Annotated in this window: 27 protein-coding genes; 20 read left to right on the top strand and 7 right to left on the bottom strand. The window is 71.1% G+C overall.

From position 1 onward, the window contains the following. The first annotated feature begins 122 nt into the window (after positions 1 to 122). The 3 genes from purU to ACFW16_RS12655 all read left to right on the top strand — a co-directional run bounded on the left by purU (position 123) and on the right by ACFW16_RS12655 (position 2439). A complete protein-coding gene (gene purU, locus ACFW16_RS12665) occupies positions 123 to 977 on the top strand; it encodes a formyltetrahydrofolate deformylase (RefSeq protein WP_380305361.1) in 855 nt (284 codons plus the stop codon). Between the two features lie 76 nt (positions 978 to 1053). Then, entirely contained in the window at positions 1054 to 2136 is a 1083-nt protein-coding gene (locus ACFW16_RS12660) for a WD40/YVTN/BNR-like repeat-containing protein (protein ID WP_380305359.1), read from the top strand. A 3-nt stretch (positions 2137 to 2139) separates the two neighbouring features. Then, on the top strand, positions 2140 to 2439 hold the full coding sequence (locus ACFW16_RS12655) for a MoaD/ThiS family protein (protein WP_380305357.1): 300 nt from the start codon (positions 2140 to 2142) through the stop codon (positions 2437 to 2439). Here the strand turns inward: ACFW16_RS12655 and ACFW16_RS12650 are convergent. From ACFW16_RS12650 to ACFW16_RS12640, 3 genes are all read right to left on the bottom strand, one after another. After that, positions 2426 to 3619 (bottom strand): MFS transporter, encoded by a 1194-nt coding sequence (locus ACFW16_RS12650; RefSeq protein ID WP_380305355.1) that lies wholly within the window; start codon positions 3617 to 3619, stop codon positions 2426 to 2428. The genes ACFW16_RS12655 and ACFW16_RS12650 overlap by 14 nt on opposite strands. Before the next feature lie 67 nt (positions 3620 to 3686). Beyond that, on the bottom strand, positions 3687 to 4253 hold the full coding sequence (locus tag ACFW16_RS12645; RefSeq protein WP_380305353.1) for a helix-turn-helix domain-containing protein: 567 nt from the start codon (positions 4251 to 4253) through the stop codon (positions 3687 to 3689). A gap of 172 nt (positions 4254 to 4425) precedes the next feature. Continuing rightward, positions 4426 to 5061: an HD domain-containing protein gene (locus tag ACFW16_RS12640; RefSeq protein WP_380305351.1), complete on the bottom strand. Its 636-nt coding sequence runs from the start codon at positions 5059 to 5061 to the stop codon at positions 4426 to 4428. Positions 5062 to 5221: 160 nt separating this feature from the next. On the opposite strand from ACFW16_RS12640, the gene ACFW16_RS12635 reads away from it, so the two are divergent. Then, positions 5222 to 6187: a GlxA family transcriptional regulator gene (locus ACFW16_RS12635; RefSeq protein WP_380305349.1), complete on the top strand. Its 966-nt coding sequence runs from the start codon at positions 5222 to 5224 to the stop codon at positions 6185 to 6187. 7 nt (positions 6188 to 6194) lie between these two features. Here the strand turns inward: ACFW16_RS12635 and ACFW16_RS12630 are convergent, their stop codons facing one another. Beyond that, positions 6195 to 6812: a trimeric intracellular cation channel family protein gene (locus tag ACFW16_RS12630; RefSeq protein ID WP_380305347.1), complete on the bottom strand. Its 618-nt coding sequence runs from the start codon at positions 6810 to 6812 to the stop codon at positions 6195 to 6197. A 55-nt stretch (positions 6813 to 6867) separates the two neighbouring features. Beyond that, complete coding sequence (locus ACFW16_RS12625; protein ID WP_380305345.1) at positions 6868 to 7797, bottom strand: LysR family transcriptional regulator; 930 nt, start codon at positions 7795 to 7797, stop codon at positions 6868 to 6870. Positions 7798 to 7900: 103 nt separating this feature from the next. On the opposite strand from ACFW16_RS12625, the gene ACFW16_RS12620 reads away from it, so the two are divergent. The 4 genes from ACFW16_RS12620 to ACFW16_RS12605 all read left to right on the top strand — a co-directional run bounded on the left by ACFW16_RS12620 (position 7901) and on the right by ACFW16_RS12605 (position 10921). Further along, positions 7901 to 8146: a hypothetical protein gene (locus ACFW16_RS12620; protein ID WP_380305343.1), complete on the top strand. Its 246-nt coding sequence runs from the start codon at positions 7901 to 7903 to the stop codon at positions 8144 to 8146. 61 nt (positions 8147 to 8207) lie between these two features. Beyond that, positions 8208 to 8966, top strand: a complete 759-nt coding sequence (locus tag ACFW16_RS12615; protein ID WP_380305341.1) for a sulfite exporter TauE/SafE family protein — start codon at positions 8208 to 8210, stop codon at positions 8964 to 8966. 67 nt (positions 8967 to 9033) lie between these two features. Then, on the top strand, positions 9034 to 9672 hold the full coding sequence (locus tag ACFW16_RS12610; RefSeq protein WP_380305339.1) for an HAD family hydrolase: 639 nt from the start codon (positions 9034 to 9036) through the stop codon (positions 9670 to 9672). Positions 9673 to 9697: 25 nt separating this feature from the next. Continuing rightward, positions 9698 to 10921, top strand: a complete 1224-nt coding sequence (locus ACFW16_RS12605; protein WP_380305337.1) for an adenylate/guanylate cyclase domain-containing protein — start codon at positions 9698 to 9700, stop codon at positions 10919 to 10921. A 142-nt stretch (positions 10922 to 11063) separates the two neighbouring features. Here ACFW16_RS12605 and ACFW16_RS12600 read toward each other — a convergent pair whose 3' ends face one another. Beyond that, positions 11064 to 11867, bottom strand: a complete 804-nt coding sequence (locus ACFW16_RS12600) for a metallophosphoesterase (RefSeq protein WP_380305335.1) — start codon at positions 11865 to 11867, stop codon at positions 11064 to 11066. Between the two features lie 201 nt (positions 11868 to 12068). On the opposite strand from ACFW16_RS12600, the gene ACFW16_RS12595 reads away from it, so the two are divergent. The 3 genes from ACFW16_RS12595 to ACFW16_RS12585 all read left to right on the top strand — a co-directional run bounded on the left by ACFW16_RS12595 (position 12069) and on the right by ACFW16_RS12585 (position 13492). Further along, positions 12069 to 12374 carry a hypothetical protein gene (locus ACFW16_RS12595; RefSeq protein WP_380305333.1) on the top strand — a complete coding sequence of 102 codons (306 nt, stop codon included), beginning with the start codon at positions 12069 to 12071 and terminating at the stop codon, positions 12372 to 12374. Positions 12375 to 12520: 146 nt separating this feature from the next. Further along, a complete protein-coding gene (locus tag ACFW16_RS12590; RefSeq protein WP_380305331.1) occupies positions 12521 to 12958 on the top strand; it encodes a VirK family protein in 438 nt (145 codons plus the stop codon). Positions 12959 to 13027: 69 nt separating this feature from the next. After that, positions 13028 to 13492, top strand: a complete 465-nt coding sequence (locus tag ACFW16_RS12585; RefSeq protein WP_380305329.1) for a heme-binding protein — start codon at positions 13028 to 13030, stop codon at positions 13490 to 13492. On the opposite strand, the gene ACFW16_RS12580 is transcribed toward ACFW16_RS12585, so the two are convergent. After that, a complete protein-coding gene (locus ACFW16_RS12580; RefSeq protein ID WP_380305327.1) occupies positions 13489 to 14520 on the bottom strand; it encodes a glycosyl transferase family protein in 1032 nt (343 codons plus the stop codon). The genes ACFW16_RS12585 and ACFW16_RS12580 overlap by 4 nt on opposite strands. Positions 14521 to 14700: 180 nt before the next feature. On the opposite strand from ACFW16_RS12580, the gene ACFW16_RS12575 reads away from it, so the two are divergent. The 9 genes from ACFW16_RS12575 to ACFW16_RS12535 all read left to right on the top strand — a co-directional run bounded on the left by ACFW16_RS12575 (position 14701) and on the right by ACFW16_RS12535 (position 24892). Continuing rightward, positions 14701 to 16314 carry a GMC family oxidoreductase gene (locus ACFW16_RS12575; protein WP_380305325.1) on the top strand — a complete coding sequence of 538 codons (1614 nt, stop codon included), beginning with the start codon at positions 14701 to 14703 and terminating at the stop codon, positions 16312 to 16314. A 9-nt stretch (positions 16315 to 16323) separates the two neighbouring features. Continuing rightward, positions 16324 to 17019 (top strand): SDR family NAD(P)-dependent oxidoreductase, encoded by a 696-nt coding sequence (locus tag ACFW16_RS12570; RefSeq protein ID WP_380305323.1) that lies wholly within the window; start codon positions 16324 to 16326, stop codon positions 17017 to 17019. 174 nt (positions 17020 to 17193) lie between these two features. Further along, entirely contained in the window at positions 17194 to 18042 is an 849-nt protein-coding gene (locus tag ACFW16_RS12565) for a proline iminopeptidase-family hydrolase (protein ID WP_380305321.1), read from the top strand. Positions 18043 to 18398: 356 nt separating this feature from the next. Beyond that, a complete protein-coding gene (locus ACFW16_RS12560; protein ID WP_380305319.1) occupies positions 18399 to 19337 on the top strand; it encodes an ABC transporter permease in 939 nt (312 codons plus the stop codon). Continuing rightward, positions 19334 to 20191, top strand: coding sequence for an ABC transporter permease (locus tag ACFW16_RS12555; RefSeq protein ID WP_380305317.1), 858 nt, complete (start codon positions 19334 to 19336; stop codon positions 20189 to 20191). Before ACFW16_RS12560 ends, ACFW16_RS12555 begins: the two co-directional genes overlap by 4 nt. After that, a complete protein-coding gene (locus ACFW16_RS12550) occupies positions 20188 to 21165 on the top strand; it encodes an ABC transporter ATP-binding protein (RefSeq protein WP_380305315.1) in 978 nt (325 codons plus the stop codon). The genes ACFW16_RS12555 and ACFW16_RS12550 overlap by 4 nt, the downstream gene beginning before the upstream one ends. Beyond that, positions 21162 to 22136, top strand: a complete 975-nt coding sequence (locus ACFW16_RS12545) for an ABC transporter ATP-binding protein (RefSeq protein WP_380305313.1) — start codon at positions 21162 to 21164, stop codon at positions 22134 to 22136. The genes ACFW16_RS12550 and ACFW16_RS12545 overlap by 4 nt, the downstream gene beginning before the upstream one ends. Positions 22137 to 22161: 25 nt before the next feature. After that, positions 22162 to 23676, top strand: a complete 1515-nt coding sequence (locus ACFW16_RS12540) for an ABC transporter substrate-binding protein (protein ID WP_380305311.1) — start codon at positions 22162 to 22164, stop codon at positions 23674 to 23676. A 112-nt stretch (positions 23677 to 23788) separates the two neighbouring features. Then, the gene (locus ACFW16_RS12535; protein WP_380305309.1) at positions 23789 to 24892 is read left to right on the top strand and encodes an NAD(P)/FAD-dependent oxidoreductase; all 1104 of its coding nucleotides are present in this window, start codon (positions 23789 to 23791) and stop codon (positions 24890 to 24892) included. Positions 24893 to 25153 lie beyond the last annotated feature (261 nt).

Raw genomic sequence — 25153 nt, 5'->3', positions numbered from 1 at the left:
GCCTGTCGCGTCGGCTCCAGGCATCCGGCCGTCGCAATCAAGCCGCAGCCGGCGGCCGGTGTCGTGCTAGGTGTCGATCATTGCTTCACGGCCCCGGCCCTTCAGCGAGACGACGCGGCACCATGGCGAAACGGCTGATCCTCAAGCTCTCCTGCACCGATGTCCCCGGCATCGTCGCCCGGATCTCGGACTTCGTGTTCCGCTCCGGCCTCAACATCCTCGAGAGCGCGCAGTTCTTCGACCGCGACACCGGCCGGTTCTTCATGCGGGTGGTGGCCGAGGCGGTGGAGGGCACGGTCGACCTCGACGAGCTGCGCGAAGGCTTCGCCCCGATCGGCAGCGACTACGGCATGGGCTGGGAGATCCATGACGCGGACCGCAAGATCCGCGCCCTGATCATGGTCTCGAAGTTCGATCACTGCCTGAACGACCTGCTGTACCGGGTGCAGATCGGATCGCTGCCGATCGAGATCCCGGCCGTGGTCTCGAACCACCGCGACAGCTATCAGCGGGTCGCCGCCGCCGGCATCCCGTTCCATTACCTGCCGGTGACCCGGGACAACAAGGCGCAGCAGGAGCGGCGGCTGCTGGATCTGGTGGACGAGGAGAAGATCGACCTCGTCGTCCTGGCCCGCTACATGCAGGTCCTGTCCTCCGATCTGTGCCGGAAGATGGAAGGGCGGGTGATCAACATCCACCACTCCTTCCTGCCCAGCTTCAAGGGCGCCAAGCCGTACCACCAGGCCCATGCCCGCGGCGTCAAGCTGATCGGCGCCACCTCGCACTACGTCACCGACGACCTGGACGAGGGGCCGATCATCGACCAGGACGTGCTTCGGGTCGACCACACCGCCTCGGCCGACGAGTGGGTCGGCATCGGCCGCGATGTGGAGAGCGTGGTGCTGGCCCGGGCCCTGAAATACCACTCCGAGCACCGCGTGCTGCTGAACGGCGCCAAGACGGTGGTCTTCAAGTGATCTGACTCGCGCCGGTTTGACAGCCGCCGGTCTCTGCCATAACTTAACTGGAAAGTTAAATATGGGGGAGGCCGCAATGGCTGAGCGAGTTCTCATCCTGGTCGGGACCAAGAAGGGCGCGTTCATCGCCGAGGGTGACCCGGCGCGGCGGTCGTGGCGGCTGCGGGGGCCGTTCTGCGAGACTTGGCCGATCAACCATGTCGTCGCCGACCCGGCCTCGGGCACGATCTACGGTGCCGGCGGCAACGAATGGTTCGGGCCGGCGGTCTGGAAGTCGACCGATCTCGGCGAGAGCTGGACCCATTCCAGCGACGGGCTGGCCTATGCCGAGGGGCAGGAGCCGATCAAGGCGGTCTGGAGCCTGGGCGTGCGCAACAGGCGGGTCTATGCCGGCGTGCAGCCGGCCGGCCTGTTCCACAGCGATGACGGCGGGCAGTCCTGGAGCCATGTCGAGGGGCTGCAGCGGCACCCGACCCGGCCGGAATGGAGCCCGGGCGGGGCCGGGCTGATCCTGCATTCGCTGGTGCTGCACCCGGACGACCCGGACAAGATCTGGGTCGGCATCTCCGCCGCCGGGGTGTTTCACACCGCCGATGGCGGCGAGACCTGGGAGACCCGCAACCGCGGCACCCGCGCCGATTTCCTGCCCGAGGACCAGCGCTATCCCGAATTCGGGCAATGCGTGCACTGCCTGGTGATGGCGCCGGGCAAGGCGGAGCGGCTGTACCAGCAGAACCATTGCGGCATGTACCGCAGCGACGACGGCGGCCGGCGCTGGGACAGCATCGAGGCAGGGCTGCCCTCCAGCTTCGGCTTTCCGGCCGCGGCCCATCCACGCGACGCGGACACGCTGTTCCTGCTGCCGTTGAACGGCGACATCAAGGGCCGCTTCGTGCCGGACGGCCGCGCCGCGGTCTGGCGCACCCGCGACGGCGGCACCAGCTGGCAGGACCTGCGCCGCGGGCTGCCGCAGGAGAACGCCTATTTCGGCGTGCTGCGCCAGGCCATGGCGACCGACCGGCTGGACCCGGCCGGGGTGTATTTCGGCACTTCGGGCGGCGCGCTGTTCGCCAGCGCCGACGAGGGCGAGAGCTGGGACTGCGTCGCCCAGCACCTGCCCTCGATCCTGTCGGTCGAGACCCTGGTGGTCGACCGCTGAGCGATGGCCCAGCCGAGGACAATGCCGGACGAGGCGCCGGCCGTGCTGGTGCGGCTGCCGACAGTGCTGACCATCCTGTTTCCGGGCGCGCCGCCGCGGGTGGAACTGCGCGCCGGCACGGTGGCCGAGGCGATCGACGGGCTGAACGAACGCTGGCCGGGGATGGGCGACCGCATCCGCGACTCCAGCCCGGCGATCCGGCGCCACATCAACATCTTCGTCGACGGCCGCCGCGCCAGGCTGGAGACGAAGCTGGCGCCGGGGATTGAGGTGTTCGTGCTGACCGCGATCAGCGGCGGCTGACCGCCGCCACGCCGTCATGGCCGCGCTGCGCCAGGGCGAGCAGCAGCAGGCACAGCGCGGAGGCGGCGAGGCCGGCGCCGGCCGCGGCCGGCCAGCCGAAATGGCTCGCCGCGGCGGCCAAGAGCGGCGGCCCCAGCAGCGACCCGGAGGCGCCGCCCTGGGCCAGGAGGCCGTTCGCCGTCGCCATGTCGCCGCCGGGTCCCACCGCGTCGGGCAGGCGGGCGAAGACCACGGCCGGCACGGCGCCGGAGATCGCGTTCAGCAGCGTCGCCGCCATGGCCGGCCAGAGCCAGGACCCGCCCGACGGCGTGAACACGGCGAACAGCAGCAGCGCCGGCACCACGACGCCGAAGGCGGTGAAGCCGCCGAGCGGCCGGTCCCGCCGCATCCACCAGGCGGCGGCCAGGCCGCCCAGCACCGCGGCGAAGGCGGCCACGCCGGTGATCAGCCCGGCCATGGAGGCCGAGACGCCGCGCTGGCTGGTGAAATAGGCCGGCATCACCGCCAGCAGCCCGACCTCGAACACCGTGTAGCAGGCGAAGCCCACCGCCATCAGCCAGGCCCCGAGCGGCGCCCGGAGGGGATGGGCGCCGCCGCTCGCGGCACGGCGCGGCGCGGCCTCGGGCGGTGTCGGCAGGCGCCAGGCCGGCAGCAGCAGCAGGGCGGTCAGCCCGGCACTGCCCAGCAGCACCCAGCGCCAGGGCGCGGCCTCGACCCCCAGGCCGGCGAGGATGCTGCCGACGGCGAAGCCGACCGGGAAGAAGGTGCTCCACAGCGCCAGGGCGGTGGCCCGCTGCGCAGGAGATGCAGTGGCGATGGTCAGGGTCGGCGCCGCGACCGCGACGGCGAGATAGGCCGCGGCCTCGACGATCCGCCACAGGAACAGACCGGCGACGGCCGAAGTGGCAGCCATGCCGGCGGCGGCGAGAGCGAGCAGCAGCAGCCCGGCCAGAAGCGCGCGGCGGGCGCCGACGCGGCTGATCACCACCCCGGCGAAGAGCCCCAGCGTGGCGCCGCCGATCTCGAGCAGCGACACCAGCAGCGCCGCGACGGTGAGGTCGAGGCCGAGGTCGCGCTGCATCGGCGGCAGCAGCGCCGACAGCTTGCCGAGCTGCGCCGCCGCGATCACGCCGGCGGCATAGATCACCAGGATCGCGGCCCAGGATCCGCGGGACGACATGGTCACTCCATGTTCAGAACGGGGCGACCTTAGCGAAGGAGCGGGGAAGGGCGGCTGAATAAGATATTCAGGCGATGGTTTCGGCCAGGCGCACGAAGGCGCCGTCGGAGAGCTGCAGCCGGGTCCAACGCATGCGGCCCTGGCGGATCGGGACGATCGGGGAGCCGTTGGCACTGGTCGCGATCTCGACCGCGGGCGGCTCCGGCTCGAACCAGCCCTCGTCGGTCAGGGCGGCCTCGGCGGCCTGGATCTCCGGCGTGGCGAAGCGCCAGAGCGAGACGCCGAGCAGCTCCGGCGTGCGGAAGTTCCAGTCGCGGCTGCGCCCGCGCGAGGCCGCCAGCAGCCGGTGCGTCAGGTCGCAGACCAGATGGGCGCTGCCGGAGGAGTCGGTGACCAGCCGGGCCAGCGCGTGGTCGGCGGCGCTGTCCAGCCGGGCGCTCATCAGCCGGCGCAGGCGGCCCTGCTCCTCGGCGTCGGGAACCAGCGTGCCGGCCTCCCAGCGCGACACCATCGCCTGCGACACGCGCAGCAGCTCGGCGGCATGGGCCTGCTTGACCCGCCGCAGCGAGCGCCACAGCCGCAACGACCGGCCGAGGCCGTCGGCGGCGCAGATGCTGTATCCCGGGACGGTCATGATGCCCTGAAGATGGGCCCGCCGGCCGCGGCTGTCCAGGGCGCGGGTATGAGAGCTTCCCCCAACATTGTCATGCCCGGGCTTGACCCGGGCATCCAGAGATGTCGAAGCCGCTCTGGGTGGCCCCTGGATTGCCGGGTCAAGCCCGGCAATGACAGGAGGGGGATGAGCCTCAGCTCTCCCAGTCCGAGTTCAGGATCACGTCGGTGAAGTCGACCCGCTTGTAGCTCGGGTCCATCCGGGCCAGGACGTCGGCCTTCACATTGCCGAAGGTGGTCTGCGGCTTGCGGATGGTGCCGTGGGCGAAGGCCTCGATGAGGCCGTGCTTGAAGTCGGGGCCGCGCGGATGGGCGTGCACCACCTGGCGGCGTTGCTCTGCCGTGAAGTCGTGGAAGGCGAGGCCCAGCACGTCCATCTCCACCCCGGCCGTCACCAGCGCCACCACCGGGTGCTTGTGTTCCGGGATGCCGGGCGTGGTGTGCAGGGCGATCGCGTCCCACACCAGGTCGATGTCGGCGGCCGGGATGCCGTGCCGCTGCAGGAAGTCGCGCGCGGCGTTGGCGCCGTCGACCTCGAAGCGCAGGTCGGGGCTGGCATAGGCGTCGACCAGCCCCATGTCGTGGAACATCGCCCCGGCGTACAGAAGCTCGGGATCGAATGTCAGGCCCTTGCGCTGCCCGGTCAAGGCGCCGAACAGGTAGACCCGGGTCGAATGGCGGAACAGCAGCTCGCTCTCGGTGTCGCGCACCAGCTCGGTGATCTCGCGCGCCATGGCGCTGTCGGGGATGCGGATGCCGGCGATGGACATGGGGACCTTCCGTCGGAGAGTTTCGATGCCCCTCATGTGAGCCGCGGACGCCTGCCTCCTCAACGCGGCCGGGGCGCTTCCGGACAAGCGCACGCGGAAATCGGACATTGCGGCCGGGCGGCGGCCGTGGGATCGGTCGGCGACAGCAGGAGGGCACGGAATGCCGGCGCGGACGGTCGCGATCGCCATCTTTCCCGGCGTGCAGGCGCTGGACGTCGCCGGGCCGGTCGACGTCTTCGCCGAGGCCAACGGCTTCATCGACGCCGGCGACCGGTACGAGACGACGCTGGTCGCCGCCGACACCGCGCCGCTGCGCGCCTCGAACGGCATGCAGATGGTCGCCGATCGCAGCTTCGAAGACGCCGTGGAGCCGTTCTCGATGGTGCTCGTCGCCGGCGGCCCGGGCCTGCCGACCGCGGCGCCCGACCCGCTGCTGTCCGCCTGGCTGGCGGCGGCCGCGCCGCGGGCGGGGTTGCACGGATCGATCTGCACCGGCGCTTTCGCCTTCGGCCATGCCGGGCTGCTGGATGGCCATCGCGTGACCACGCATTGGCAGAACGCGCAGCGCCTGGCCGAGCTGTTCCCGCGGGCGCAGGTCGAGCACGACCGGATCTATCTGCGCGACGGGGCGCTGGTGACCTCGGCCGGCGTCACCGCCGGCATCGACCTGGCCCTGGCGCTGGTGGCGGAGCATCACGGCGCTCGGGTGGCGCTGGCGGTGGCGAAGCGGCTGGTGGTGGTGGCGCAGCGCCAGGGCGGCCAGTCGCAGTTCAGTCCGTTCCTGACCGCCCCGGCCGACCCGGAGTCGCCGATCGCCCGGGTGCAGGCTCATGTCCTGCAGAACATCGGCGCCGGCTTCACGGTCGACGCGCTGGCGGAGGTGGCGGGGATGAGCGGCCGCAACCTGGCGCGGCTGTTCGTGCAGGAGACCGGCGCGACGCCGCACGAATTCGTCGAGCGTGCCCGCGTCGACGCCGCCCGCAACCTGCTGGAGGGCAGCGACCGCGCGCTCAAGGCGGTGGCCTATGATTGCGGCTTCGGCAGCGCCGACCGGATGCGCATCGTCTTCGCCAAGCGCCTCGGCGTCACCCCGGCCCAGTACCGGGCCAGCTTCCGGGTGCGATAGGCGCCGTTCAGTGAAGATCCCGCGTATAGACGAATTTCGGCATGCTCCAATTGAACCGGAGCGCGAGGAGGCGAAGCGCCAGGCCGATAATCATGGCGGCCGCCGTGACGAGGTCGTGGCCGATGCCGGCGGACAAGCCGGCGACATAGATGCCGCCGGTCACCACCGACACGGTGGCATAGAGCTCGCTGCGGAACAGGAGCGGGATGTCGTTGCAGAGAACGTCCCGCAGGACGCCGCCGACGCAGCCGGTGATCATGCCCGAGGCGATGACGATCACGATCGGCAGGTCCAGCGCCATCGCGATATTGGCGCCGATCACCGTGAACACGACGAGGCCGATCGCATCCAGCAGCAGGAACAGCTTGTGCAGGCGATGCATGACGCGGGCGGCGGGAATGGTCAGCAGGGCGGCGCCGCCCGTGATCAGCAGGTAGGACGGGTGCTCCACCCAGGACAGCGGGTGGTGGTCGAGCAGGATATCCCGCGCCGAGCCGCCGCCGAGCGCCGTCACGCAGCCCAGCAGGCAGACGCCGACCCAGTCCATGCTGCGCTTCCCGGCCGCCAGCGCCGCCGTCATCGCCTCCGCGACAATGGCGATCAGATAGAGGGAATGCAGAAGCATCGGCGGATCCTGATGGCTGGTCCGGCGGGGACCATGTCAGGGCCCCCGCCCGTGATCAAGCAGACTGGCCTGCCGGGCCTTCCGCCTCGTGGCCGAACTCCTGTCCGGCCCAGCGTCCGGCCAGGAAATCGGTGAACAGGCGGATCTTCGGCGACAGCAGCCGGCTGGGCAGGAACAGCGCCTGCACCGGCGCCGAGGGCCGCTCGTATCCGATCAGCACCGGCTTCAGCCGGCCGGCGGCCACCAGCTCCGCGACCTGCCAGGACGGGGCACGGACCAGGCCGGCGCCGGCCAGCGCCGCGGCGACGGCCGCGTCCAGGTCGTTGGTGCGGATCCTGGCCCCGACCGGGACCGTCACCCGCCCCGCCGGTGTCTGGAACGGCCAGGAGACGGGGCCGGGAGCCGTGGCGAAGACCATGCAGTCGTGCCCGGCCAGATCCTCGGGCACCGCCGGCTCGCCGCGGCGGGCGAGATAGCCGGGCGCGGCGCAGACCCGCATGCGGATGCCGCCGAGCCGGCGCACGATCATGCTCGAATCCGGCAGCCGGCCGATGCGGATGGCGAGGTCGACGCCGTCCTCGACGAGGTCGACCGGGCGGTCGGTCAATGTGAGGTCGACGGCAAGACCGGGATGATGCGCCAGGAAATCCGGCAGCAGCGGCGCCAGCTTCAACCGGCCGATCAGCGTCGGCGCGGCGACATGCAGCCGGCCGACCGGCTCGGACTGATGGGCGGACAACGCCTGCTCCGCCTCCTCGACCTCGCCCAGGATGCGCCGGGCCTGGTCGTGGTAAAGGCGGCCCGCTTCGGTCAGGGCCAGGCGCCGCGTGGTGCGGATCACCAGCCGCGTGCCCAGACGCGCCTCCAGCGCCGCGAGCTGGCGGCTGACCGACGTCAGCGACAGGCCGAGCGTGCGCGCCGCCGCCGACAGGCTGCCGGCCTCGGCCACCTTGACGAAGACGGTCATCGCCGCGAAGCGGTCCATGGGCATCCTTGCGGTTTTCGGAAGGATGAAATCCGGAAGGGCAGGATACTCCCCAATTCAGGCTTGGCATACCGTCGACGCGATACATCGGCGGAGACTCGAAATGTCAGCCTTCTCCCATTCCCTCGATCCGGTCTCGCAGCCGCATCGGGCAGTGGCCTCGGAGAACGACCGATCCTCCCTGGCCTGCGTCTGCGGCGTGTCCGCGGCGGGGCTGGTGCTCGGCCTGGCCGCGGCGCTCGGCCCCGTGGGCAGCGACGTGGCGGTCGCGACGGCGCTGATCGCAGTGCTTGGTACCGTCGGCGCCATCAGCCTCGGCATCGGCCTGGCGGCGGTCCCGTGGCGATGAATTGCCCTCGGCGCAATCCGAGGATTGAGCGAAGCGGGTCGGGTCGGCCATGGTCGCGCTGATGCCGACCGATCCCCTCCTGCTCGCCGTGCTGCTGGGCACCATCTTCGTGATCGCCTTCACCAAGGGCGGCTTCGGCGGCGGCTTCGCCATCCTCGGCATCCCGGCCCTGTCCTTCGTCATGCCCGCGGTCGATGCGGCCGCGGTGATCGCGCCCTTGGTGCTGCTGATGGACGTGTTCACCGTCTGGGCGTTTCCGCCGCGGACCTGGAGCCGGCCGAACCTGCGGGTCCTGGTGCTGCCGCTCCTGTGCGGCATCGCGCTGGGCGGGCTGACCTTCGCCCTGGTCGACCCGGCCTGGGTGACGCTGCTGATCGCGCTGGTCACCCTGGTCTTCGCGCTGCGCTGGTTCGCCCGCCGACGAAGGGAGCAGCCGCGCACGGCCCCCTCCGGCCGGCGGGCGGCGCTGTGGGGCACGCTGACCGGCTACACCACCTTCGTCGCCCATTCCGGCGGTCCGCCGCTGGCGATCTACCTGCTGCCGCAGCGGCTGGACAAGACCGTGTTCGCCGGCACCTCGGCGATCGTGTTCATGCTCTGCAACATCGCCAAGCAGGTGCCCTATCTCTATCTCGGCGTGCTGGAGCCGCGGAACCTCGCCGCCATCGCCGCGGCGGCGCCGGTGGTGCCGGTCGGGGTCTGGATCGGCCGCCGTTTCCACGACCGGATCGACGAGGCGCGGCTGTATCTCTGGTGCCATCTGCTGCTGGTGGCGATCGGGCTGAAGCTGCTGGCCGACGGGCTGCTCGGGGTGCTGTGAGGCGGTTGCCGGCCTGGCCCGGCGGCACCATCCTTAGGTGGACCGCAGGAACCGGCGGAGCCGCCGCATGATCGTGCTCATCCTGTTCGACATGAACGACGTGCTGTGCCGCTACGACAAGGCGGCCCGGATCGCCGCCCTGGCGCGCCTGTCCGGCCGCGCGCCCGACGCGATCGAGGCGGCGATCTGGGGCTCGGGCTTCGAGGACCGCGGCGATGCCGGCGAGCTGGATGCCGAGGCTTATCTGCGCGGTTTCGGCGAGCGCATCGGCCATCCGCTCAGCCGGGCGGAATGGACGGCGGCACAGCGGGCAGCGATCACGCCGATGCCGGAGATGCTGGCCCTGGCGGGCCGGGTGGGGCAGGCGGCGCGGATCGCGGTGCTGACCAACAACAGCCTGCTGATGCTGGAGCAGATCGACGCCGTGTTCCCGGAGCTGCGGCCGGTCTTCGGCGACGCGATCCACGTCTCGGCCGAATTCCGCGCCCGCAAGCCGCAGCCCGAGGCCTATCGGCGCTGCCTCCGCCGGCTCGGCGCCGATCCGGCCGAAACCCTGTTCATCGACGACGGTGCCGCCAATGTCGCCGGGGCTGAGGAAGCGGGGCTGGCGGGGCACCGCTTCGTCGGCGCCGCGGAGCTGGCCGCCGCGCTGCAGCGGCACGGCCTGCTGCCGACCGGCGCCGCGCCGGCCTCCCGGATGGTATAAGGCTTCGGCCATCCAGGGAGAATCGATGGACGACTCCAAGCTCACCGCGCTGTCCGCCTGGATCACCGAGGCGGGGCTGATCGGCCTGTCGGAGACCGAGCTGCTGGCCGGGTTCTGCGCCCGGGCCGTGTTCGCCGGCCTGCCGATCGCCAGCGGCCTTCTGGTGATCGACACGCTGCACCCGGTCTATGAGGGCAATGCCGTGCGCTGGCGCCGCGACGAGCCGGAGGCCAGCTTCACCGGCTATGGCCGCACCACCGCGGGCGAGCGCGAGGAGAAGTGGCGCGCCAGCCCGTTCTTCCACCTGATCGACACCGGCGAGGAGTGGATGCGCCGGCGGGTGACGCCGGAGAGCTGCGCCGAATTCGCCGCGGTGGCCACGGCGGCGGAGGAGGGGATGACCGACTATCTCGGCATCCTCAACCGCTTCGAGGCCGAAGGCGCGATCGCCGACTGGGACGGGCTGTTCTCGGCCTGGACCACCGACCGGCCGGGCGGCTTCAGCGACGAGGAGATCGCCGGGCTGCTCAAGGTCCTGCCCGGCCTGGCGATGGCGATCAAGGCGGCCACCCTGGCCCGCATGGCCAGCACGCTGCTGGAGACCTATCTCGGCCGCGACGCCTGCAACCTGGTGTGGTCGGGCCGCATCGCCCGCGGCGTCGCCGACCGGATCGACGCGGTGCTGTGGTTCAGCGACCTGCGCAGCTATACCCGGATCACCGACACGGCGCTGCCGGAGCAGATCATCCCGCTGCTGAACGATTACGCCGATGCCGTGATCTCGGCGGTGCAGGCGGCGGGCGGCGACGTGCTGAAGCTGATCGGCGACGGCGTGCTGGCGATCTTCCGGCCGGAGGATGGCGGGGCCGAGGCCCGCGCCCGGGCCTGCCGCGCGGCGCTGGAGGCGGTGCGCGGCGCCCGGGCGACGATCGCGACGCTCAATCCCCAGCGCGCCGAGGCCGGCCAGCCTGTGACCGAGATGTATGCCGGCCTGCATATCGGCGAGGTGTTCTTCGGCAACATCGGCAGCGCCCACCGGCTCGACTTCACCGTGGTCGGCCCGGCGGTGAACGAGACCAGCCGGATCGCCGAGATGTGCCGGTCGGCGGACCAGCCGATGCTGGTCTCCTCCGCCTTCGCCGCGGCGGCGGGCGGGGCCGAGGCCGGCCTGGTCTGCGTCGGCCGCTACGCCCTGCGCGGCGTGCGCATGCCGCAGGAGTTGTTCACGGTGGAGCCGGACCGGGGCTAAGAGCCCTTTTGGAAATGCTACTGGCGCGGCCGTCTGATGGCGGTTTCTGCGCTTCCGGTGCTCACGGACCCAAACGTCCGCTGCGCGCCGGTTCTCGAAACCACCACCAGCCGACTCACGCCAGCGCATTCCCAAAAGGGCTCTAAAGCCGCCAGACCCGCAGGCCCCGCATCCGGTCGCCGTGGATCAGCACCGCCGACAGGCAGCCGGTGGCGAAGGCGCCGGTGTCGACGTCGATGCGGTGCGGATGGTCCAGGTCCAGCCGGTCGGCCGGGGTGTGGCCGTGGATCACCGCGACGCCCTCGGGGAAGGGGCCGGGCCAGTCCAGGAACGGGTCGCGGATCCACAGCAGGGTGCGGCGGTCCTGCTGCGCCAGCGCGACCTCCGGGTCGATCCCGGCATGGACGAACAGCAGGTCGCCGATCCGGTGGGTGACGGGGCAGCCGCGCAGCCAGCCCAGCAGCTCCGGCCCGATCGCCGCGCGCACCCGGCCACGCCAGTCGCCTTCGAGCGCGGTGATGCCGCATTCGGACAGCACCCGGTCGCCGCCATAGCTCAGCCAGAACTGCAGCGAGGCGTGGTCGGCGGCGCCGTCCAGCAGCGCCAGCATGCGGTCGTCGTGATTGCCCAGGAGGGTGATCGCCTCGGCGCCCGCGATTCCCTGCCGCGCCAGGGCCAGGGCGCGCAGGTTCTCCGGGCCGCGATCGACCAGGTCGCCGAGATGGATCAGCGTGCGCCCGGTGCCGGCGGGAAGAATCGAGAATTCATCCGCCACCAGCCGGTGCATCGCCTCCAGCAGGTCGGCCTGGCCGTGCACGTCGCCGATCGCCGCCACCGCGCGATCCGGCGGCAGCGGCCGGATCGCCGGGCGCCAGGGATCGCGGCGCGGGTCGAGATGGCGCGGCAGCCGGTCGAGATCCTCCGGCTTCATGGCGTGGCGTCGCATGTCGATCGGATCATCGGCCCATCATAACAACCGCCGGCCAGGGTTGCAGGATGCCGTGCAGCACTTAGGTAAGTCGTGCGGACGGCCGATATCGCACCACCCCGCGGTGGGAGGTCCCGCGACACGCCGGGGCATGCGGCCCCGGCGCGAGCCGATCGACAGGCCGCCCCGAGGGGCGTGCCCCATCGACAGGAGCATGCGATGAAGCTCAACACCGCGCTGGTCGACCGGACGGTGACCCGGTTCGGGGCCCAGGCCCTGCCCGAAAACCATCCGGCCATGCCCCAGCTCAGCACCATGTTCGGGGAGCACACCTTCCTCCTCGACGGCGACGGCCTCTACATCCTCGAGGCGGTCGAGATCCCGCCGGCCGGCGCCCCGGCGGGACAGGTGATCAAGCTGGCCAGCTGGGCGGATGCGGAGCGGACGACGCTGGCGCCGCACGAGCCCGAGCCGACCGATGTCGTCATCGAGCTCGGACCGATCGATCCCGACAAGGACGCCTGACGCGACCGGGCGGCCGGGCCCGATGCCCGGCCGCCCGCTTCCTCCGCGGCGCGTCATCGGTGCGAATGGGGGGCGCGAATCGGGTAGGATCGCCGTCCCATGGCCGGATCTCCGGCCGCCGCATCCACCGGAAGGACCCGCTGCCGATGACCCATCGTCCGTTCCGCCGCGCCTCGGCCGCGGCGTTGCTCGTCCTGCTCGCCGCCGCGGCTCCGGCCCGGGCCGGCTGGGACTACGCCAAGCTCGACCGCGAGCTGCGCGAGGGCGACAAGCCGAGCGTGGTGATCGACCTCGCCAAATGCCTCGACCCGTCCGGCGCCGGCGGCCCGCCGGTGGTCGCGGTGCCGACCTTCACCACCTTCAACCTGACGCCGCAGTTCATCGCCACCTCCGAGACCCACGCCTTCGAGGCGGCGGACGGCGCGATGTCGCTGGAGTACATCCGGCTGCGCATCTTTCCGGACAGCACCGCCGAGCTCAGCCTGAAGCACCTGAACCCGTCGACCTACGAGCCGGTCGGGCCGGCGACCACGCTGCGCTGCCGGCTCAACGACGGCTCGATCACGTTGCGCGACGGGGACTGACGGCGCAGCCATGGCGCATCGCCGGCGAGGCTGTGGCAGGATCGGCCTCGGAGAGTCGAGGAGGGACCGATGACCGATCATGCCGCCCGCACCGCCGAGCTGGAGGCCGAGGAGGCGCGGCTGGCCTTCGACCGCTTCGACTTCGCCGAGGCCTGGGCGATCGGCCGGACGCTGGTCGAGACAGCGCCGGCGCCGGTCGCGATCCGCATCCAGGTCGGCGACCGGGTGCTGTTCGCCGCCGCGCTCGACGGCACCGCGGCCGACAACCAGGTCTGGCTCGACCTCAAATCCGCCGCGGTCCGCCAGTTCGGCCACAGCTCGCTGTGGCTGCACCACCGACTCAAGGCGCGCGGCCGGACCCTGGCCGAGAGCCCATCGGTGCGCACGCCGATGATCGACCATGGCGGCGGCTTCCCGATCCGCATCGGCGCCCAGGTGGTCGGGTTCATCGGCGTCTCCGGCCTGCTGCACGAGGACGACCACCGGCTGATCACCGGCGCGATCGATGCGTATAAGGCGGGGCGGGCGGGTTAGCCGTTCCGCTCCCGCCACAGCGCCGCCGCCCGCTCCAGGTGCCGGGCATGGGCGGCCTCGCCGCTGTCCCCGGCGATCACCGCCAGAGCCACCGCGGCGGTACCGACCACCGTCGCCTCGGCCGCGGGATCATCGGCTGTGCCGGTCCAGACGGCGCGGAAATGCCCGAGGTCGCTACGCGCCAACCGCTCGCCGCGGCCTTCACCGACGATCGGCGGCACCGTCTCGTCCAGCGCCTCGCCGGCCACCAGGCGCTGCAGCGACAGCGCCTTGAGCGGCGTGCGCTCGGCCTCGCCGCCGGCGCCCTTGACCACGCACAGGTCGCTCTGGCCCAGCAGGCGCGCGGTGTCGCGGTGCAGGTCCTGATAGGCCGGGTGGAACACGCCGACGAAGCTGGCCTTGGCCTCGAAGGGGTTGAGCAGGCGGGCAGCGGAGTTGACCGGGCTGCGCAGGCCCAGCACCGGCCGCAGCTCCATCAGCTCGGTCAGGGTGCGGCTGACCGCGCGCAGCGGCAGATAGGCGAAGCGGGTCGCGTCGAGAATCCGCGCCGCCTCGGCCGGGGTCTCGGGCACCGGCAGGCCCAGCGCCCGTACCGCATCCTCGGTCTCGATGCCCTCGGTGACGCGGACATTGATGCCGTGCATCAGCACCGGATGGCCGGCGCGCGCGACCAGCAGGGCCGACAGCAGGAACCAGGGCGCGCCGCGGGTCTTGCCGGCGGCGTAGGACGGCCAGTCGAGCGCCGGCCGGGTCGCCGGGGCCGCGCCGACCACGGCACGGCCGGCGCGGATCATGCCGGCCAGCTCCGCCGCCGTCTCGCCGCGATAGCGCTCCAGCAGCAGGAAGGCGCCGACCTGCATCGGGTCGGCCTCGCCGGACAGGATGATGGCGAAGGCGTCCTCGGCCTCGGCCTCGGTCAGCGGCCGCGACCGGCCGGGGCCGCGGCCGATCGCCGCCAGATGCGCCGCCATGCGCTGCCGCGGCGGCGAGTCCGGGGTGGCGGTCACGGTTTCGACGTCGCTGGCCATGGCCGGTGCTCTCTCGAGGATCTGACTGCGAATGGTTAGCGCGGGGCGCCCGCCCCGTCGAGCGTCGCCGGGGTCGCGGGCTCATTGTATGACCGGCGGCCTTGTAGGAAGATCGGCATCGACAACCAAGAACCGGGGCGGATCGGGGACAGGAATGGTGCTGAAGAAGACGGCGGGCCGATGACGCGGACGATCGGAACGTTCGATACCGTCATCGTCGGGGCCGGCTCGGCCGGCTGCGTGCTGGCCAACCGGCTGTCGGCCGACCCCAAGGCCTCGGTGCTGCTGCTGGAGGCCGGAGGCAAGCCCGGCACCATCTGGGTCCACATCCCGGTCGGCTATCTCTACACCCATGGCGATCCGCGCCTGGACTGGTGCTTCAAGACCGAGCATGAGGCGGGGCTGGGCGGCCGGGCGATCAACTATCCGCGCGGCAAGGTGCTGGGCGGCTGCTCCGCCATCAACGGCATGATCTACATGCGCGGTCAGGCGCGCGACTACGACCAGTGGCGCCAGCTCGGCAATGCCGGCTGGGGCTGGGACGACGTGCTGCCCTACTTCATCGGGTCGGAGGATCATTGGCAGGGCCGCTCGGCCGTCCACGGTGCCGGCGGGGAATGGCGGGTCGAGCCGCAGCGCCTGTCCTGGGCGATCCTCGACGCCTTCCGCCAGGCCGCGGCCGAGACCGGCATCCCGCCGACCGAGGACTTCAACACCGGCGACAACGAGGGCTGCGGCTACTTCCAGGTGAACCAGCGCCGCGGCATCCGCTGGACCACGGCCAAAGGGTTCCTCAACCCGGCGCTGAAGCGGCCCAACCTGAAGGTCGAGACCCATGCCCAGGTGCTGAAGCTGCATCTCGAGGGCAAGCGCGTCGCCGGCGTGGTGTTCCGCCGGCCGGACGGCACCGAGGCCTATGCCGCGGCGGGCGAGGTGGTCCTGGCGGCCGGCGCCGTCGGCTCCCCCGCCATCCTGCAGCATTCCGGCATCGGCCCGGCCGACCTGTTGGCCGCGCATGACGTGCAGCCGGTGCACGACCTGCCGGGGGTGGGCGAGAACCTGCAGGACCACCTGCAGCTGCGCCTGGTCTACAAGGTCGAGGGCGTGCCGACCCTGAACGAGCGGGCCAACCGCCTGCTCGGCCGCATCGGCATGGGCCTCGAATACGCGCTGCTCCGCAGCGGCCCGCTCAGCATGGCGCCCAGCCAGCTCGGCGCCTTCGCCCGCAGCGACCCGGCGCAGGAGACGGCCAATCTCGAATACCATGTCCAGCCGCTCAGCCTGGACCGCTTCGGCGAGCCGCTGCACAGCTACCCCGCCTTCACCGCCTCGGTCTGCAACCTGCGGCCGCACAGCCGCGGCTCGGTCCGGATCAAGAGCCCGGACCCGACCGCGGCGCCGGCGATCCGCCCGAACTACCTGTCGGAGGAGGCGGATCGCCGCGTCGCGGTCGACGCCATCCGGCTGACCCGGCGGATCGCCGCCGCGCCGGCCCTGGCCCGCTATGCGCCGGAGGAGGTGCGGCCGGGCCCGACGCTGCAGGAGGAGGCCGAGCTGATGCGGGCGGCGGGCGACATCGCCACCACGATCTTCCACCCGGTCGGCACCTGCAAGATGGGCCGGGATCCGCTGGCGGTGGTCGACGAGCGGCTGCGGGTGCGCGGCCTGGCGGGCCTGCGCATCGCCGATGCCTCGATCATGCCGACCATCACCTCGGGCAACACCAACTCGCCCACCATCATGATCGCCGAGAAGGCAGCGGCGATGATCCTGGAGGACCGTCGTACCACCTGAGGAGGCCCCATGGAATTCCACGATCGTCACGTGGTCGTCACCGGCGGCACCGGCGCGCTCGGATCGGCGGTGGTCGGGCTGCTGCTCGAGGCCGGGGCCACCTGCCATGTCCCGGTCCGCGACATCAAGGATTCCCGCCGCTTTGCCCATCGCGGCCACGACCGGGTGGTGCTGTCGCCGGTACCGGACCTGACCGACGAGGCGGCGGTCGCGGCGTTCTATGCGGCACTGCCGTCGCTCTGGGCCTCGATCCATGTCGCCGGCGGCTTCGCCATGGCGCCGGTCGGCGACACCGACAAGGCGATGCTGCAGCAGCAGCTGGATACCAATCTCATCTCCTCCTTCCTGTGCTGCCGCGCCGCGGTGCAGACGATCGGGCAGGGCGGCGGCCGCATCGTCAACGTCGCGGCGCGGCCGGCGCTGGAATGGCGCCAGGGCGCCGGCATGACCGCCTACACGGCGTCGAAGGCGGCGCTGGCCGCGCTGACCGTGGCCCTGGCGCAGGAGGTGGCGGGGCAGGGAATCCTGGTGAACGCCGTGGCGCCCTCGATCATGGACACGCCGGCCAACCGCGCCGCGATGCCCAAGGCCGACCACGCCGCCTGGCCGAAGCTGGAGGAGGTGGCGGCGACCATCCTGTTCCTGGCCTCGCCGGCCAACCGGGTCAGCCGCGGCGCGGTCGTGCCGGTGTACGGCAAGGCGTGACGGACCCGGTCTCTCCCAGATATCGACGGCGCAACCTCCGGTTATGATCTTTCCCCGTCGGCTGGCTTGTCTGATTTGTCCGATCAGTCTAGCGTCTCGCGACGCAAAAAAGATCATGACGGGGATGGCAGGATGTGGCGGGAGATCGCGCCGGATCGGCGGGACGAGATTCGTGTGGATGGCCACAGGATCGTGGCCTACAGCTTCGGTTCGGGGCCGGAGACGGTGCTGTGCCTCAACGGCGGCCCGGGGCTGCCCTGCGACTATCTGCGCGACGCCCATTCCTGCCTGATCGACCAGGGCTACCGCGTCGTCGCCTTCGACCAGCTCGGCACCGGCGCGTCGGACCGGCCGACCGATCCGTCGCTGTGGACCATCACCCGCTATGTCGAGGAGGTGGAGACGGTGCGCCAGGCGCTCGGGCTCGGCCGGGTGCATCTGCTGGGCCATTCCTGGGGCGGCTGGCTCAGCGTCGAATACGCGCTGACCCATCCCGAGGCGCTGAAAACCGTGATCCTGGAGGATACGGCCGCCGACATCCCGCATCTGATCGGCGAGCTGGAGCGGCTGCGCGCTGCGCTCGGCCCCGAGACCGTGGCGATGATGCAGCGGCACGAGGCCGAGGGCACGCTGGACCACCCCGTGTACCAGGCGGCGATCACCATCCTGAACCACCGCCATGTCTGCCGGCTGGACCACTGGCCGGCGCCGGTCAAGCGGTCGCTGGACGACTGGAACATGGGGCCCTACGGCACCATCCAGGGCCCGAACGAGTTCCTCTACACCGGCAATCTGAAGGACTGGAACCGGCTGCCGGACATGCGCCGGATCACCGTGCCGGTGCTGATCACCTGCGGCGAGCATGACGAGCTGACGCCGGCCTGCGCGCTGCGCATGAAGCTGGCGCTGCCGAACGCCCGGCTGCACGTCTTCCCGAACTCCAGCCACATGCCGTTCTACGAGGAGCCGCACGCGTATTATCCTGTGCTGCTGGACTTCCTTGAACAGCACCGGGGCGCCTGATGCCGGATTGTCCGCATGGCGGATGGGCCCCGTTCGTTGCCTCTCCCGCTTGCGGGAGAGGTCGGGCTCGCGCAGCGAGACCGGGTGAGGGCGGCTCGGCTTCGACGCCAGGATCAGCGTTTCAGGACCGGGCGGATCATGTGCTCGCCCGCGGTAAAGCTGTGCTTTCGGCGAGGCCGCTATCCCCTCACCCGGACATCCTTCGGATGTCCGACCTCTCCCGCAAGCGGGAGAGGCAATTTGCTCGGGTGCTCACCGCCGGTGTCTCAGGCCGATGTGCGAATGCCGTGGCTTCTCGGCGGGAGGGTGAGGGGAAGGGCCGGCCTCGCCTGAATGCGGGAAGAGGCTGACCGTCGATGCACCGCTTCCGCTTCGTCCTGACCCGACCGCTGCAGCTGATCCCGGTGCTGTTCGGCATCAGCGTCATCACCTTCGTGCTGATCCGCTCGATCCCGGGCGACCCGGTGCGGGTGCTGCTGGGCACCAAGGCGACGCCGGACGCGGTCGCCCGGATCCGCGCCCAGTTCGGGCTGGACGAGCCGCTGTGGACGCAATACGGCCTGTTCCTGCAGAACCTGTCGCAGGGCGAGATGGGCCGGTCGATCCTGTACAAGGTCCCGGTGCTGCGCCTGATCGCCGAGCGGATCGAGCCGACCCTGCTGCTGGTGTTCGGCGCCGTCCTGCTGTCGCTGCTGATCGCCGTGCCCTTCGCCGCCATCGCCGCGCGCCGCCGCGGCCGGCTGGCCGACCACGCGATCCGCATCGTCTCCACCACCGGCCTCGGCCTGCCGCCGTTCTGGCTGGGGATCATGCTGATCATCCTGTTCAGCGTGACGCTGGGCCTGTTCCCGGTGGCGGGCTATGGCGACGACTGGGCAGACCGGCTGCACCATCTGGTGCTGCCCTGGCTGACCATCGCCCTGGCCCTGTCGGCGGTGCTGACCCGGACGCTCAGGACCGCGATGATCGCCGAGCTGCGCTCCGACCAGGCCACCGCGGCGCGGGCGCGGGGCCTGCCCGAGGCCATGGTGTTCTGGCGCCATGTCGTGCCCAACGCCATCGTGCCGACCATCAACCTCCTGGCGGTCAACATCGGCTGGCTGATCGGCGGCACCGTGATCATCGAGAACGTGTTCTCGATCCCCGGCATGGGCCAGCTGCTGGTGCGCGGCATCTTCACCCGCGACTACATGGTGGTGCAGGGCGTGGCCATGGCCTTCGCCGTCGCCAGCGTCACCGTGAACTTCCTGGCCGACATCCTGACCGTCGCCCTCGACCCGCGGGTGAAGCTGTGAGCGCCGTCGCCGGCACGCCCGCCGCCCGGCTGCGCTTCAGGCTCAAGCTGCCGCGGGTGCCGGGCGCGCTGTGGTGGGGCGCCGGCATCGTCGGCTTCTTCGTGCTGACGGCTCTGTTCGCGCCCGTGATCGCGCCCTACGACCCGATCGCGCAGGACACCGCGAACGCGCTGCTGCCGCCCGGGCCGGGACACTGGCTGGGCACCGACAACTTCGGCCGCGACGTGCTGTCCCGGCTGATCTGGGGCACCCGGATCGACCTGATGATGGGCGTGTTCGGCGTGCTGTTCCCCTTCGTCGTCGGCACCGCCATCGGCTGCGTCTCCGGTTATTTCGGCGGCTGGGTCGATGTCGTGGTGATGCGGGTCGTCGATATCGTCATCGCCTTTCCCTTCCTGGTGCTGATGCTGGCGATCATGGCCATCCTCGGCCCTGGCCTGGGCAGCTTCTTCATCGCCATGGCCCTGGTCGGCTGGGTGTCCTACGCCCGGCTGGTCCGGGCCCAGGTGCTGGTGCTGAAGGCCAGCGACTTCGTCACCGCCGCGCGCAGCCTGGGCTATGGTCATCTCCGCATCATGGCCCGGCACATCCTGCCGAACGCCTTGGTCAGCTCGATCGTGTTCTCGATGTCGGACGTGGTGCTGACCACGCTGCTCGGCGCCTCGATCAGCTATCTCGGCCTCGGGGTGCAGCCGCCGACCGCGGAATGGGGACTGATGGTGGCGGAAAGCCAGAACTTCATCATCCGCGCCTGGTGGATCGCCGCCTTCCCGGGCGTGGCGCTGGCGGTGATCGCGCTCGGCTTCAGCCTGCTCGGCGACGGCCTCGGCGAATGGCTCGGGGTGAAGGAATGACCGCGCCGCTCCTGGAGGTGCGCGACCTGTCGGTGGCCCTGACCCGGGCGGGGGAGGAGACGACCATCGTCGACCGCGTCTCCTTCGCGCTGGAGGCGGGGCAGGTGATGGGGCTGGTGGGCGAGAGCGGATCGGGCAAGAGCGTCACCTGCCGGGCGCTGATCGGCCTTCTGCCCGGCGGCCTTCGGATCGCCGGCGGGTCGGTGTGGCTCAAGGGCCGCGACCTGGCGGCGCTGGAGCCGGAGGCGATGCGCCGGGTGCGCGGGCGCGAGATCGGCATGATCTTCCAGAACCCGTCCAGCCATCTCGACCCGGTGATGCGGATCGGCGACCAGATCGCCGAGGGCATCCGGCTGCACCGCGGCGCCTCGAAGCGCGAGGCCTGGGCCGCCGCGATCGACCTGCTGCGCCAGGTCGGCATCCCGGATCCGGAGCGGCGGGCGGGAGGCTACCCGCATGAATTCTCCGGCGGCATGCGGCAGCGGGCGATGATCGCCACGGCGCTGGCCTGCGACCCGGAGGTGCTGATCGCGGACGAGCCGACCACCGCGCTGGACGTCACCGTGCAGGCGCAGATCCTGCGGCTGCTGCTGGATCTGCGCGACCGGCGCGGCCTCGCCATCATCCTGATCACCCACGATCTCGGCGTGGTGGCGCAGAGCTGCGACCGCATCGCCGTGATGTATGGCGGCACGCTGTGCGAGGCGGGGGCCAAGCGGGCGGTGCTGGCGGCGCCGCGCCACCCCTATACGGCGCGGCTGATCGCCTGCCAGCCGTCCCACGGAGGCAGCGCCGGCCTGCTGCCCTTCATCCCCGGCCAGCCGCCGGCCCTGGCCGACCTGCCCAGCGGCTGCCGCTTCCACCCGCGCTGCGACCGCGCCTTCGACCGCTGCACGTCGGCGCGGCCGGACCCGTCCTGGCCGGAGCCGGGCCACATGGCGGCCTGCCACCGGGCGCTGGGGGATGCGGCATGACTCTGCTCGACGTCCAGGACCTCGAGGTCCATTTCCGCGCCGGCGGCCTGCCGCTGCCGGGGCACGCGCCGCGGCTGGTGCGGGCGGTCAACGGCGTCTCCTTCACCCTGGCGCCGGGCGAGGCGCTGGGGCTGGTCGGCGAATCCGGCTGCGGCAAGAGCACGCTGGGCCGCGCCATCCTGCGGCTGGGCGAGATCACCGGCGGCAGCATCCGATTCGGCGGCGCCGACGTCGCCTCGGGCGGCCGCGACGGCCGGCTGCGCCGCGAGACGGCGATGATCTTCCAGGACCCGTATGGCGCGCTGAACCCGCGCATGGCGGTGGGCGAGGCGATCGCCGAGGTGCTGCGGGTCCACCGCAAGGTGCCGCGCGACCGCGTCCCGGCGCGGGTGGCGGAGCTGCTGACCCTGGTCGGCCTCCGGCCTGAGCATGCGGCCCGCCGCCCGGCCGAGCTGTCCGGCGGCCAGTGCCAGCGCGTCGGCATCGCCCGCGCTTTGGCGGTCGAGCCGAAGCTGATCATCGCCGATGAATGCGTCGCCGCGCTCGATGTCTCGATCCAGGCCCAGATCATCAACCTGCTGATCGAGCTGAAGGCCCGGATGAACCTGGCCCTGATCTTCATCGCCCACGACCTCGCCGTGGTCCGGCGGCTGTGCGACCGGGTGGCGGTGATGTATCTCGGCCGGATCGTGGAGGAGGGCGCGGCGGAGACGGTGTTCGCGGCGCCGAAGCACCCCTACACCCAGGCGCTGGTCCGCGCGATTCCCGAGATCGACCCAGACCGCATGCTGCCCGTGGACCTCTTGGCCGGCGAGCCGCCGAGCCCGCTCGACCTGCCGGCGGGCTGCGCCTTCCATCCGCGCTGCCCCTTCGCCCTGGCGGAATGCCGGGCCGGGGCGGCGCCGGCGCTGCGCCCGGTCGACGGGCGCTTCACCGCCTGCCATCTCTATCCTGCAATCCCCGCACACTGAGACGGGGCAACACCGGAGGCTCACGATGACACGGAAACATCTCGGCATCGCCACGGCGGCGTTCCTGGCGGCGCTGGTCGCCGGCGGCGCCGCGGCCGAGGCGGCGGGCGTGCTGACCATCGGCCGGCGCGAGGACGGCACCACCTTCGACCCGATCAAGACCTCGCAGAATGTCGACTACTGGGTGTTCTCGAACGTCTATGACGTGCTGATCCGGGTCAGCAAGGACGGCACCAAGCTGGTCCCCGGCCTCGCCGAAAGCTGGACCGTCTCCGACGACGGCGTGGTCTACACGCTGAAGCTGCGCGACGCGAAATTCTCCGACGGCAGCCCGGTGACCGCCGCCGACGCCGCCTTCTCGCTGCTGCGGGCGCGGGACAATCCGGGATCGCTGATCGCCGACAACTACAAGGTGATCAAGACTGCCGAGGCCAAGGACGACCGCACGCTGGTGATCACGCTGAACCAGCCGGCGACGCCGTTCCTGGCCAGCCTGGCCCTACCGGGCGTCGCGGTGCTGCCGCAGAAGGTCGTGACCGCGATGGGCGAGGACGCCTTCGCCGAGAAGCCGATCGGCTCGGGCGCCTTCACCATGGAGGAATGGAGCCGCGGCAACAAGGTGGTGCTGAAGAAGAACCCGAACTTCTGGCAGGCCGACCAGGTCAGCCTCGACGGCGTCGAATGGATCTCGGTCCCCGACGACAACACCCGGATGCTGAAGGTCCAGGCGGGCGAGCTCGACACCGCCATCTTCGTGCCCTTCGCCAAGGTGGCGGAGCTGGAGAAGGACCCGAACCTGACGATGCACAAGGACTCCTCGACCCGCGAGGACCACCTGCTGATCAACCATTCGCACCCGCCGCTGGACAAGCTGGAGGTGCGCGAGGCGATCGACTACGCCATCGACAAGAAGGTGATCGTCGACACCGTCACCTTCGGCATCGGCACGGTCGCGAACTCCTACATCCCGAAGGGTGCGCTGTACCACACCGACGACAACGGCGCCCGGCCCTATGATCCGGAGAAGGCGAAGGAGCTGCTGGCCAAGGCCGGCGCCGGCCCGATCGCGCTGACCTATCTGGTGCAGACCGGCGATACGGTGGACGAGCAGGTGTCGGTGCTGATCCAGCAGCAGCTGGCCAAGGTCGGCATCACCGTCAACCTGCAGAAGGTCGACCCGAGCCAGACCTGGGACATGGAGGTGGCCGGCGACTACGACCTGGCGATGAACTACTGGACCAACGACATCATCGACCCGGACCAGAAGACCACCTTCGTGCTCGGCTACGATGCCAACCTGAACTACTACACCCGCTACAAGAACGACGCGGTGGTGGCGCTGGTGGCCAAGGCCCGGGTCGAGACCGACCCGGCCAAGCGCGAGGCGATGTATGTCGACCTGCAGAAGATGGCCAAGGCCGACGCCCACTGGATCGACCTGTATTACAGCCCGTACCTGACCGTTTCCCGCAAGAGTATCGAGGGCTTCGGCCAGACCCCGCTCGGCCGGTTCTATCTCGAGGACGTGAAGAAGAACTGACTCCTGTAGGTTGGGTTCGCGCTTGCGAACCCAACATCGCACCGGCGGAACCGTTGTTGGGTTCGCTGACGCGAACCCAACCTACATTTGTGCATTTTGAAGGTTGATCGGAATGGCTTCCATCATCGTGATCGGCGCAGGCGTCATCGGCGCTTCGGTGGCATACCGCCTGGCGCAAGGCGGGGCGTCGGTCACGGTGCTGGAGGCGACGCGGATCGGCGCCGGCACCTCCGGCACCAGCTTCGCCTGGGTCAACTCCCATGGGAAGACGCCGCGGGCCTATCACGACCTGAACGTCGCCGGGATGAAGGCGCATGCGGCGCTGCGCGAGGAATTCCCGGCCACGCCCTGGCTGCATTTGAACGGCAGCCTGGAATGGACCGGCGAGGCGGAACGCGAGGAGCAGCGCCGGCGATTCGACCGGTTGCGCGACTGGGGCTATGCCGCCGAATGGATCTCCGCCGCGCAGTTGCGTGAGCTGGCGCCCGACATCGACCCGGCGGCGGTGGGCGACGCGCCGGTCGCCTGGTTTCCGGAGGAGGGCTGGGTCGACCCGGTGGTCTATGCCCAGGCCATGCTCGCCGCCGCCCGGCGCCTCGGCGCGCGGGTCGAGATCGGCGCCCGGGTGACGCGGGTGGAACTGCGGTCGAGCCGGGTCACCGGTGTGACCCTGGCGGACGGCCGGACGCTGGGCGCCGACCTGGTGGTCAACTGCACCGGCCGTTGGGCTGACGATGCCGACCTCGACCCGGCGCTGCGCATCCCGCTGGCACCGACCGCGGGCCTGCTGGCCTTCACCCCGCCGGTCGCGGTCGGGCTCGAACGGCTGCTGAAGGCGCCGGGCTGCGACATCCGGCCCGACGGCGCCGGGCGCCTGCTGGTCTGCCGCAACGACGACGAGTTCGACCCGGCGACGGCGCCGCGCCCCAGCGTCGACCTGCCGGAGTTGCGCGAGCTGCTCCGGCGCGCCCGCGCGATCCTGCCGGCGATGGGACCGGTGGAGCCGGAGGCGGTGCGCCTCGGCATCCGCGCCATCCCGAGGGACGGCTACTCCGCCGTCGGCCCGCTGCCGCAGGTCGAGGGCTACTACGCCGCGGTGACCCACAGCGGCGTCACCCTGGCCGCCTTCCTCGGCGCCGCCGTGGCCGACGAGGTCTTGCGCGGTGCCGTCCGCCCTGAATTGGCGACCTTCCGCCCGGCGCGGTTCTTCTCCTGACCTCTTCGCCGCGGATGGGTGTCCACGATCTATCCGGTTCAGAACAGAGCGTTGCCTCTCCCGCTTGCGGGAGAGGTCGGACATCCGCCAGGATGTCCGGGTGAGGGGAGGGCGCGGCACCGCCGCGCCACGCCGTCAGGCTCCGGTTCCGGCGTCGAGGCCGCAGGCCCTTGTATCTGGAGTGCAGCCCTCGCTGAGGTAGAAGAGAGGGCAGGACAGGGGCCGGTGGCCACCGGCCCCTGTCCTTGGCGGTTGGCGCCC

This window comes from Inquilinus sp. NPDC058860 (assembly GCF_042743185.1).
Classification (GTDB): domain Bacteria; phylum Pseudomonadota; class Alphaproteobacteria; order DSM-16000; family Inquilinaceae; genus Inquilinus.
This window is presented reverse-complemented; position numbering and strand designations above follow the sequence as displayed.

Excerpts from the sequence above, each read along its gene's own strand:
- ACFW16_RS12610 (WP_380305339.1), top strand. The coding sequence starts at position 9,034 with ATGATCGTGCTCATCCTGTTCGACATGAACGACGTGCTGTGCCGCTAC.
- purU (WP_380305361.1), top strand. The coding sequence starts at position 123 with ATGGCGAAACGGCTGATCCTCAAGCTCTCCTGCACCGATGTCCCCGGC.
- ACFW16_RS12540 (WP_380305311.1), top strand. The coding sequence starts at position 22,162 with ATGACACGGAAACATCTCGGCATCGCCACGGCGGCGTTCCTGGCGGCG.
- ACFW16_RS12655 (WP_380305357.1), top strand. The coding sequence starts at position 2,140 with ATGGCCCAGCCGAGGACAATGCCGGACGAGGCGCCGGCCGTGCTGGTG.
- ACFW16_RS12585 (WP_380305329.1), top strand. The coding sequence starts at position 13,028 with ATGACCGATCATGCCGCCCGCACCGCCGAGCTGGAGGCCGAGGAGGCG.
- ACFW16_RS12605 (WP_380305337.1), top strand. The coding sequence starts at position 9,698 with ATGGACGACTCCAAGCTCACCGCGCTGTCCGCCTGGATCACCGAGGCG.
- ACFW16_RS12615 (WP_380305341.1), top strand. The coding sequence starts at position 8,208 with ATGCCGACCGATCCCCTCCTGCTCGCCGTGCTGCTGGGCACCATCTTC.
- ACFW16_RS12660 (WP_380305359.1), top strand. The coding sequence starts at position 1,054 with ATGGCTGAGCGAGTTCTCATCCTGGTCGGGACCAAGAAGGGCGCGTTC.
- ACFW16_RS12635 (WP_380305349.1), top strand. The coding sequence starts at position 5,222 with ATGCCGGCGCGGACGGTCGCGATCGCCATCTTTCCCGGCGTGCAGGCG.
- ACFW16_RS12560 (WP_380305319.1), top strand. The coding sequence starts at position 18,399 with ATGCACCGCTTCCGCTTCGTCCTGACCCGACCGCTGCAGCTGATCCCG.
- ACFW16_RS12630 (WP_380305347.1), bottom strand. The coding sequence starts at position 6,812 with ATGCTTCTGCATTCCCTCTATCTGATCGCCATTGTCGCGGAGGCGATG.
- ACFW16_RS12600 (WP_380305335.1), bottom strand. The coding sequence starts at position 11,867 with ATGCGACGCCACGCCATGAAGCCGGAGGATCTCGACCGGCTGCCGCGC.
- ACFW16_RS12640 (WP_380305351.1), bottom strand. The coding sequence starts at position 5,061 with ATGTCCATCGCCGGCATCCGCATCCCCGACAGCGCCATGGCGCGCGAG.
- ACFW16_RS12620 (WP_380305343.1), top strand. The coding sequence starts at position 7,901 with ATGTCAGCCTTCTCCCATTCCCTCGATCCGGTCTCGCAGCCGCATCGG.
- ACFW16_RS12590 (WP_380305331.1), top strand. The coding sequence starts at position 12,521 with ATGACCCATCGTCCGTTCCGCCGCGCCTCGGCCGCGGCGTTGCTCGTC.
- ACFW16_RS12570 (WP_380305323.1), top strand. The coding sequence starts at position 16,324 with ATGGAATTCCACGATCGTCACGTGGTCGTCACCGGCGGCACCGGCGCG.
- ACFW16_RS12550 (WP_380305315.1), top strand. The coding sequence starts at position 20,188 with ATGACCGCGCCGCTCCTGGAGGTGCGCGACCTGTCGGTGGCCCTGACC.
- ACFW16_RS12625 (WP_380305345.1), bottom strand. The coding sequence starts at position 7,797 with ATGGACCGCTTCGCGGCGATGACCGTCTTCGTCAAGGTGGCCGAGGCC.
- ACFW16_RS12580 (WP_380305327.1), bottom strand. The coding sequence starts at position 14,520 with ATGGCCAGCGACGTCGAAACCGTGACCGCCACCCCGGACTCGCCGCCG.
- ACFW16_RS12645 (WP_380305353.1), bottom strand. The coding sequence starts at position 4,253 with ATGACCGTCCCGGGATACAGCATCTGCGCCGCCGACGGCCTCGGCCGG.
- ACFW16_RS12535 (WP_380305309.1), top strand. The coding sequence starts at position 23,789 with ATGGCTTCCATCATCGTGATCGGCGCAGGCGTCATCGGCGCTTCGGTG.
- ACFW16_RS12595 (WP_380305333.1), top strand. The coding sequence starts at position 12,069 with ATGAAGCTCAACACCGCGCTGGTCGACCGGACGGTGACCCGGTTCGGG.
- ACFW16_RS12545 (WP_380305313.1), top strand. The coding sequence starts at position 21,162 with ATGACTCTGCTCGACGTCCAGGACCTCGAGGTCCATTTCCGCGCCGGC.
- ACFW16_RS12575 (WP_380305325.1), top strand. The coding sequence starts at position 14,701 with ATGACGCGGACGATCGGAACGTTCGATACCGTCATCGTCGGGGCCGGC.
- ACFW16_RS12650 (WP_380305355.1), bottom strand. The coding sequence starts at position 3,619 with ATGTCGTCCCGCGGATCCTGGGCCGCGATCCTGGTGATCTATGCCGCC.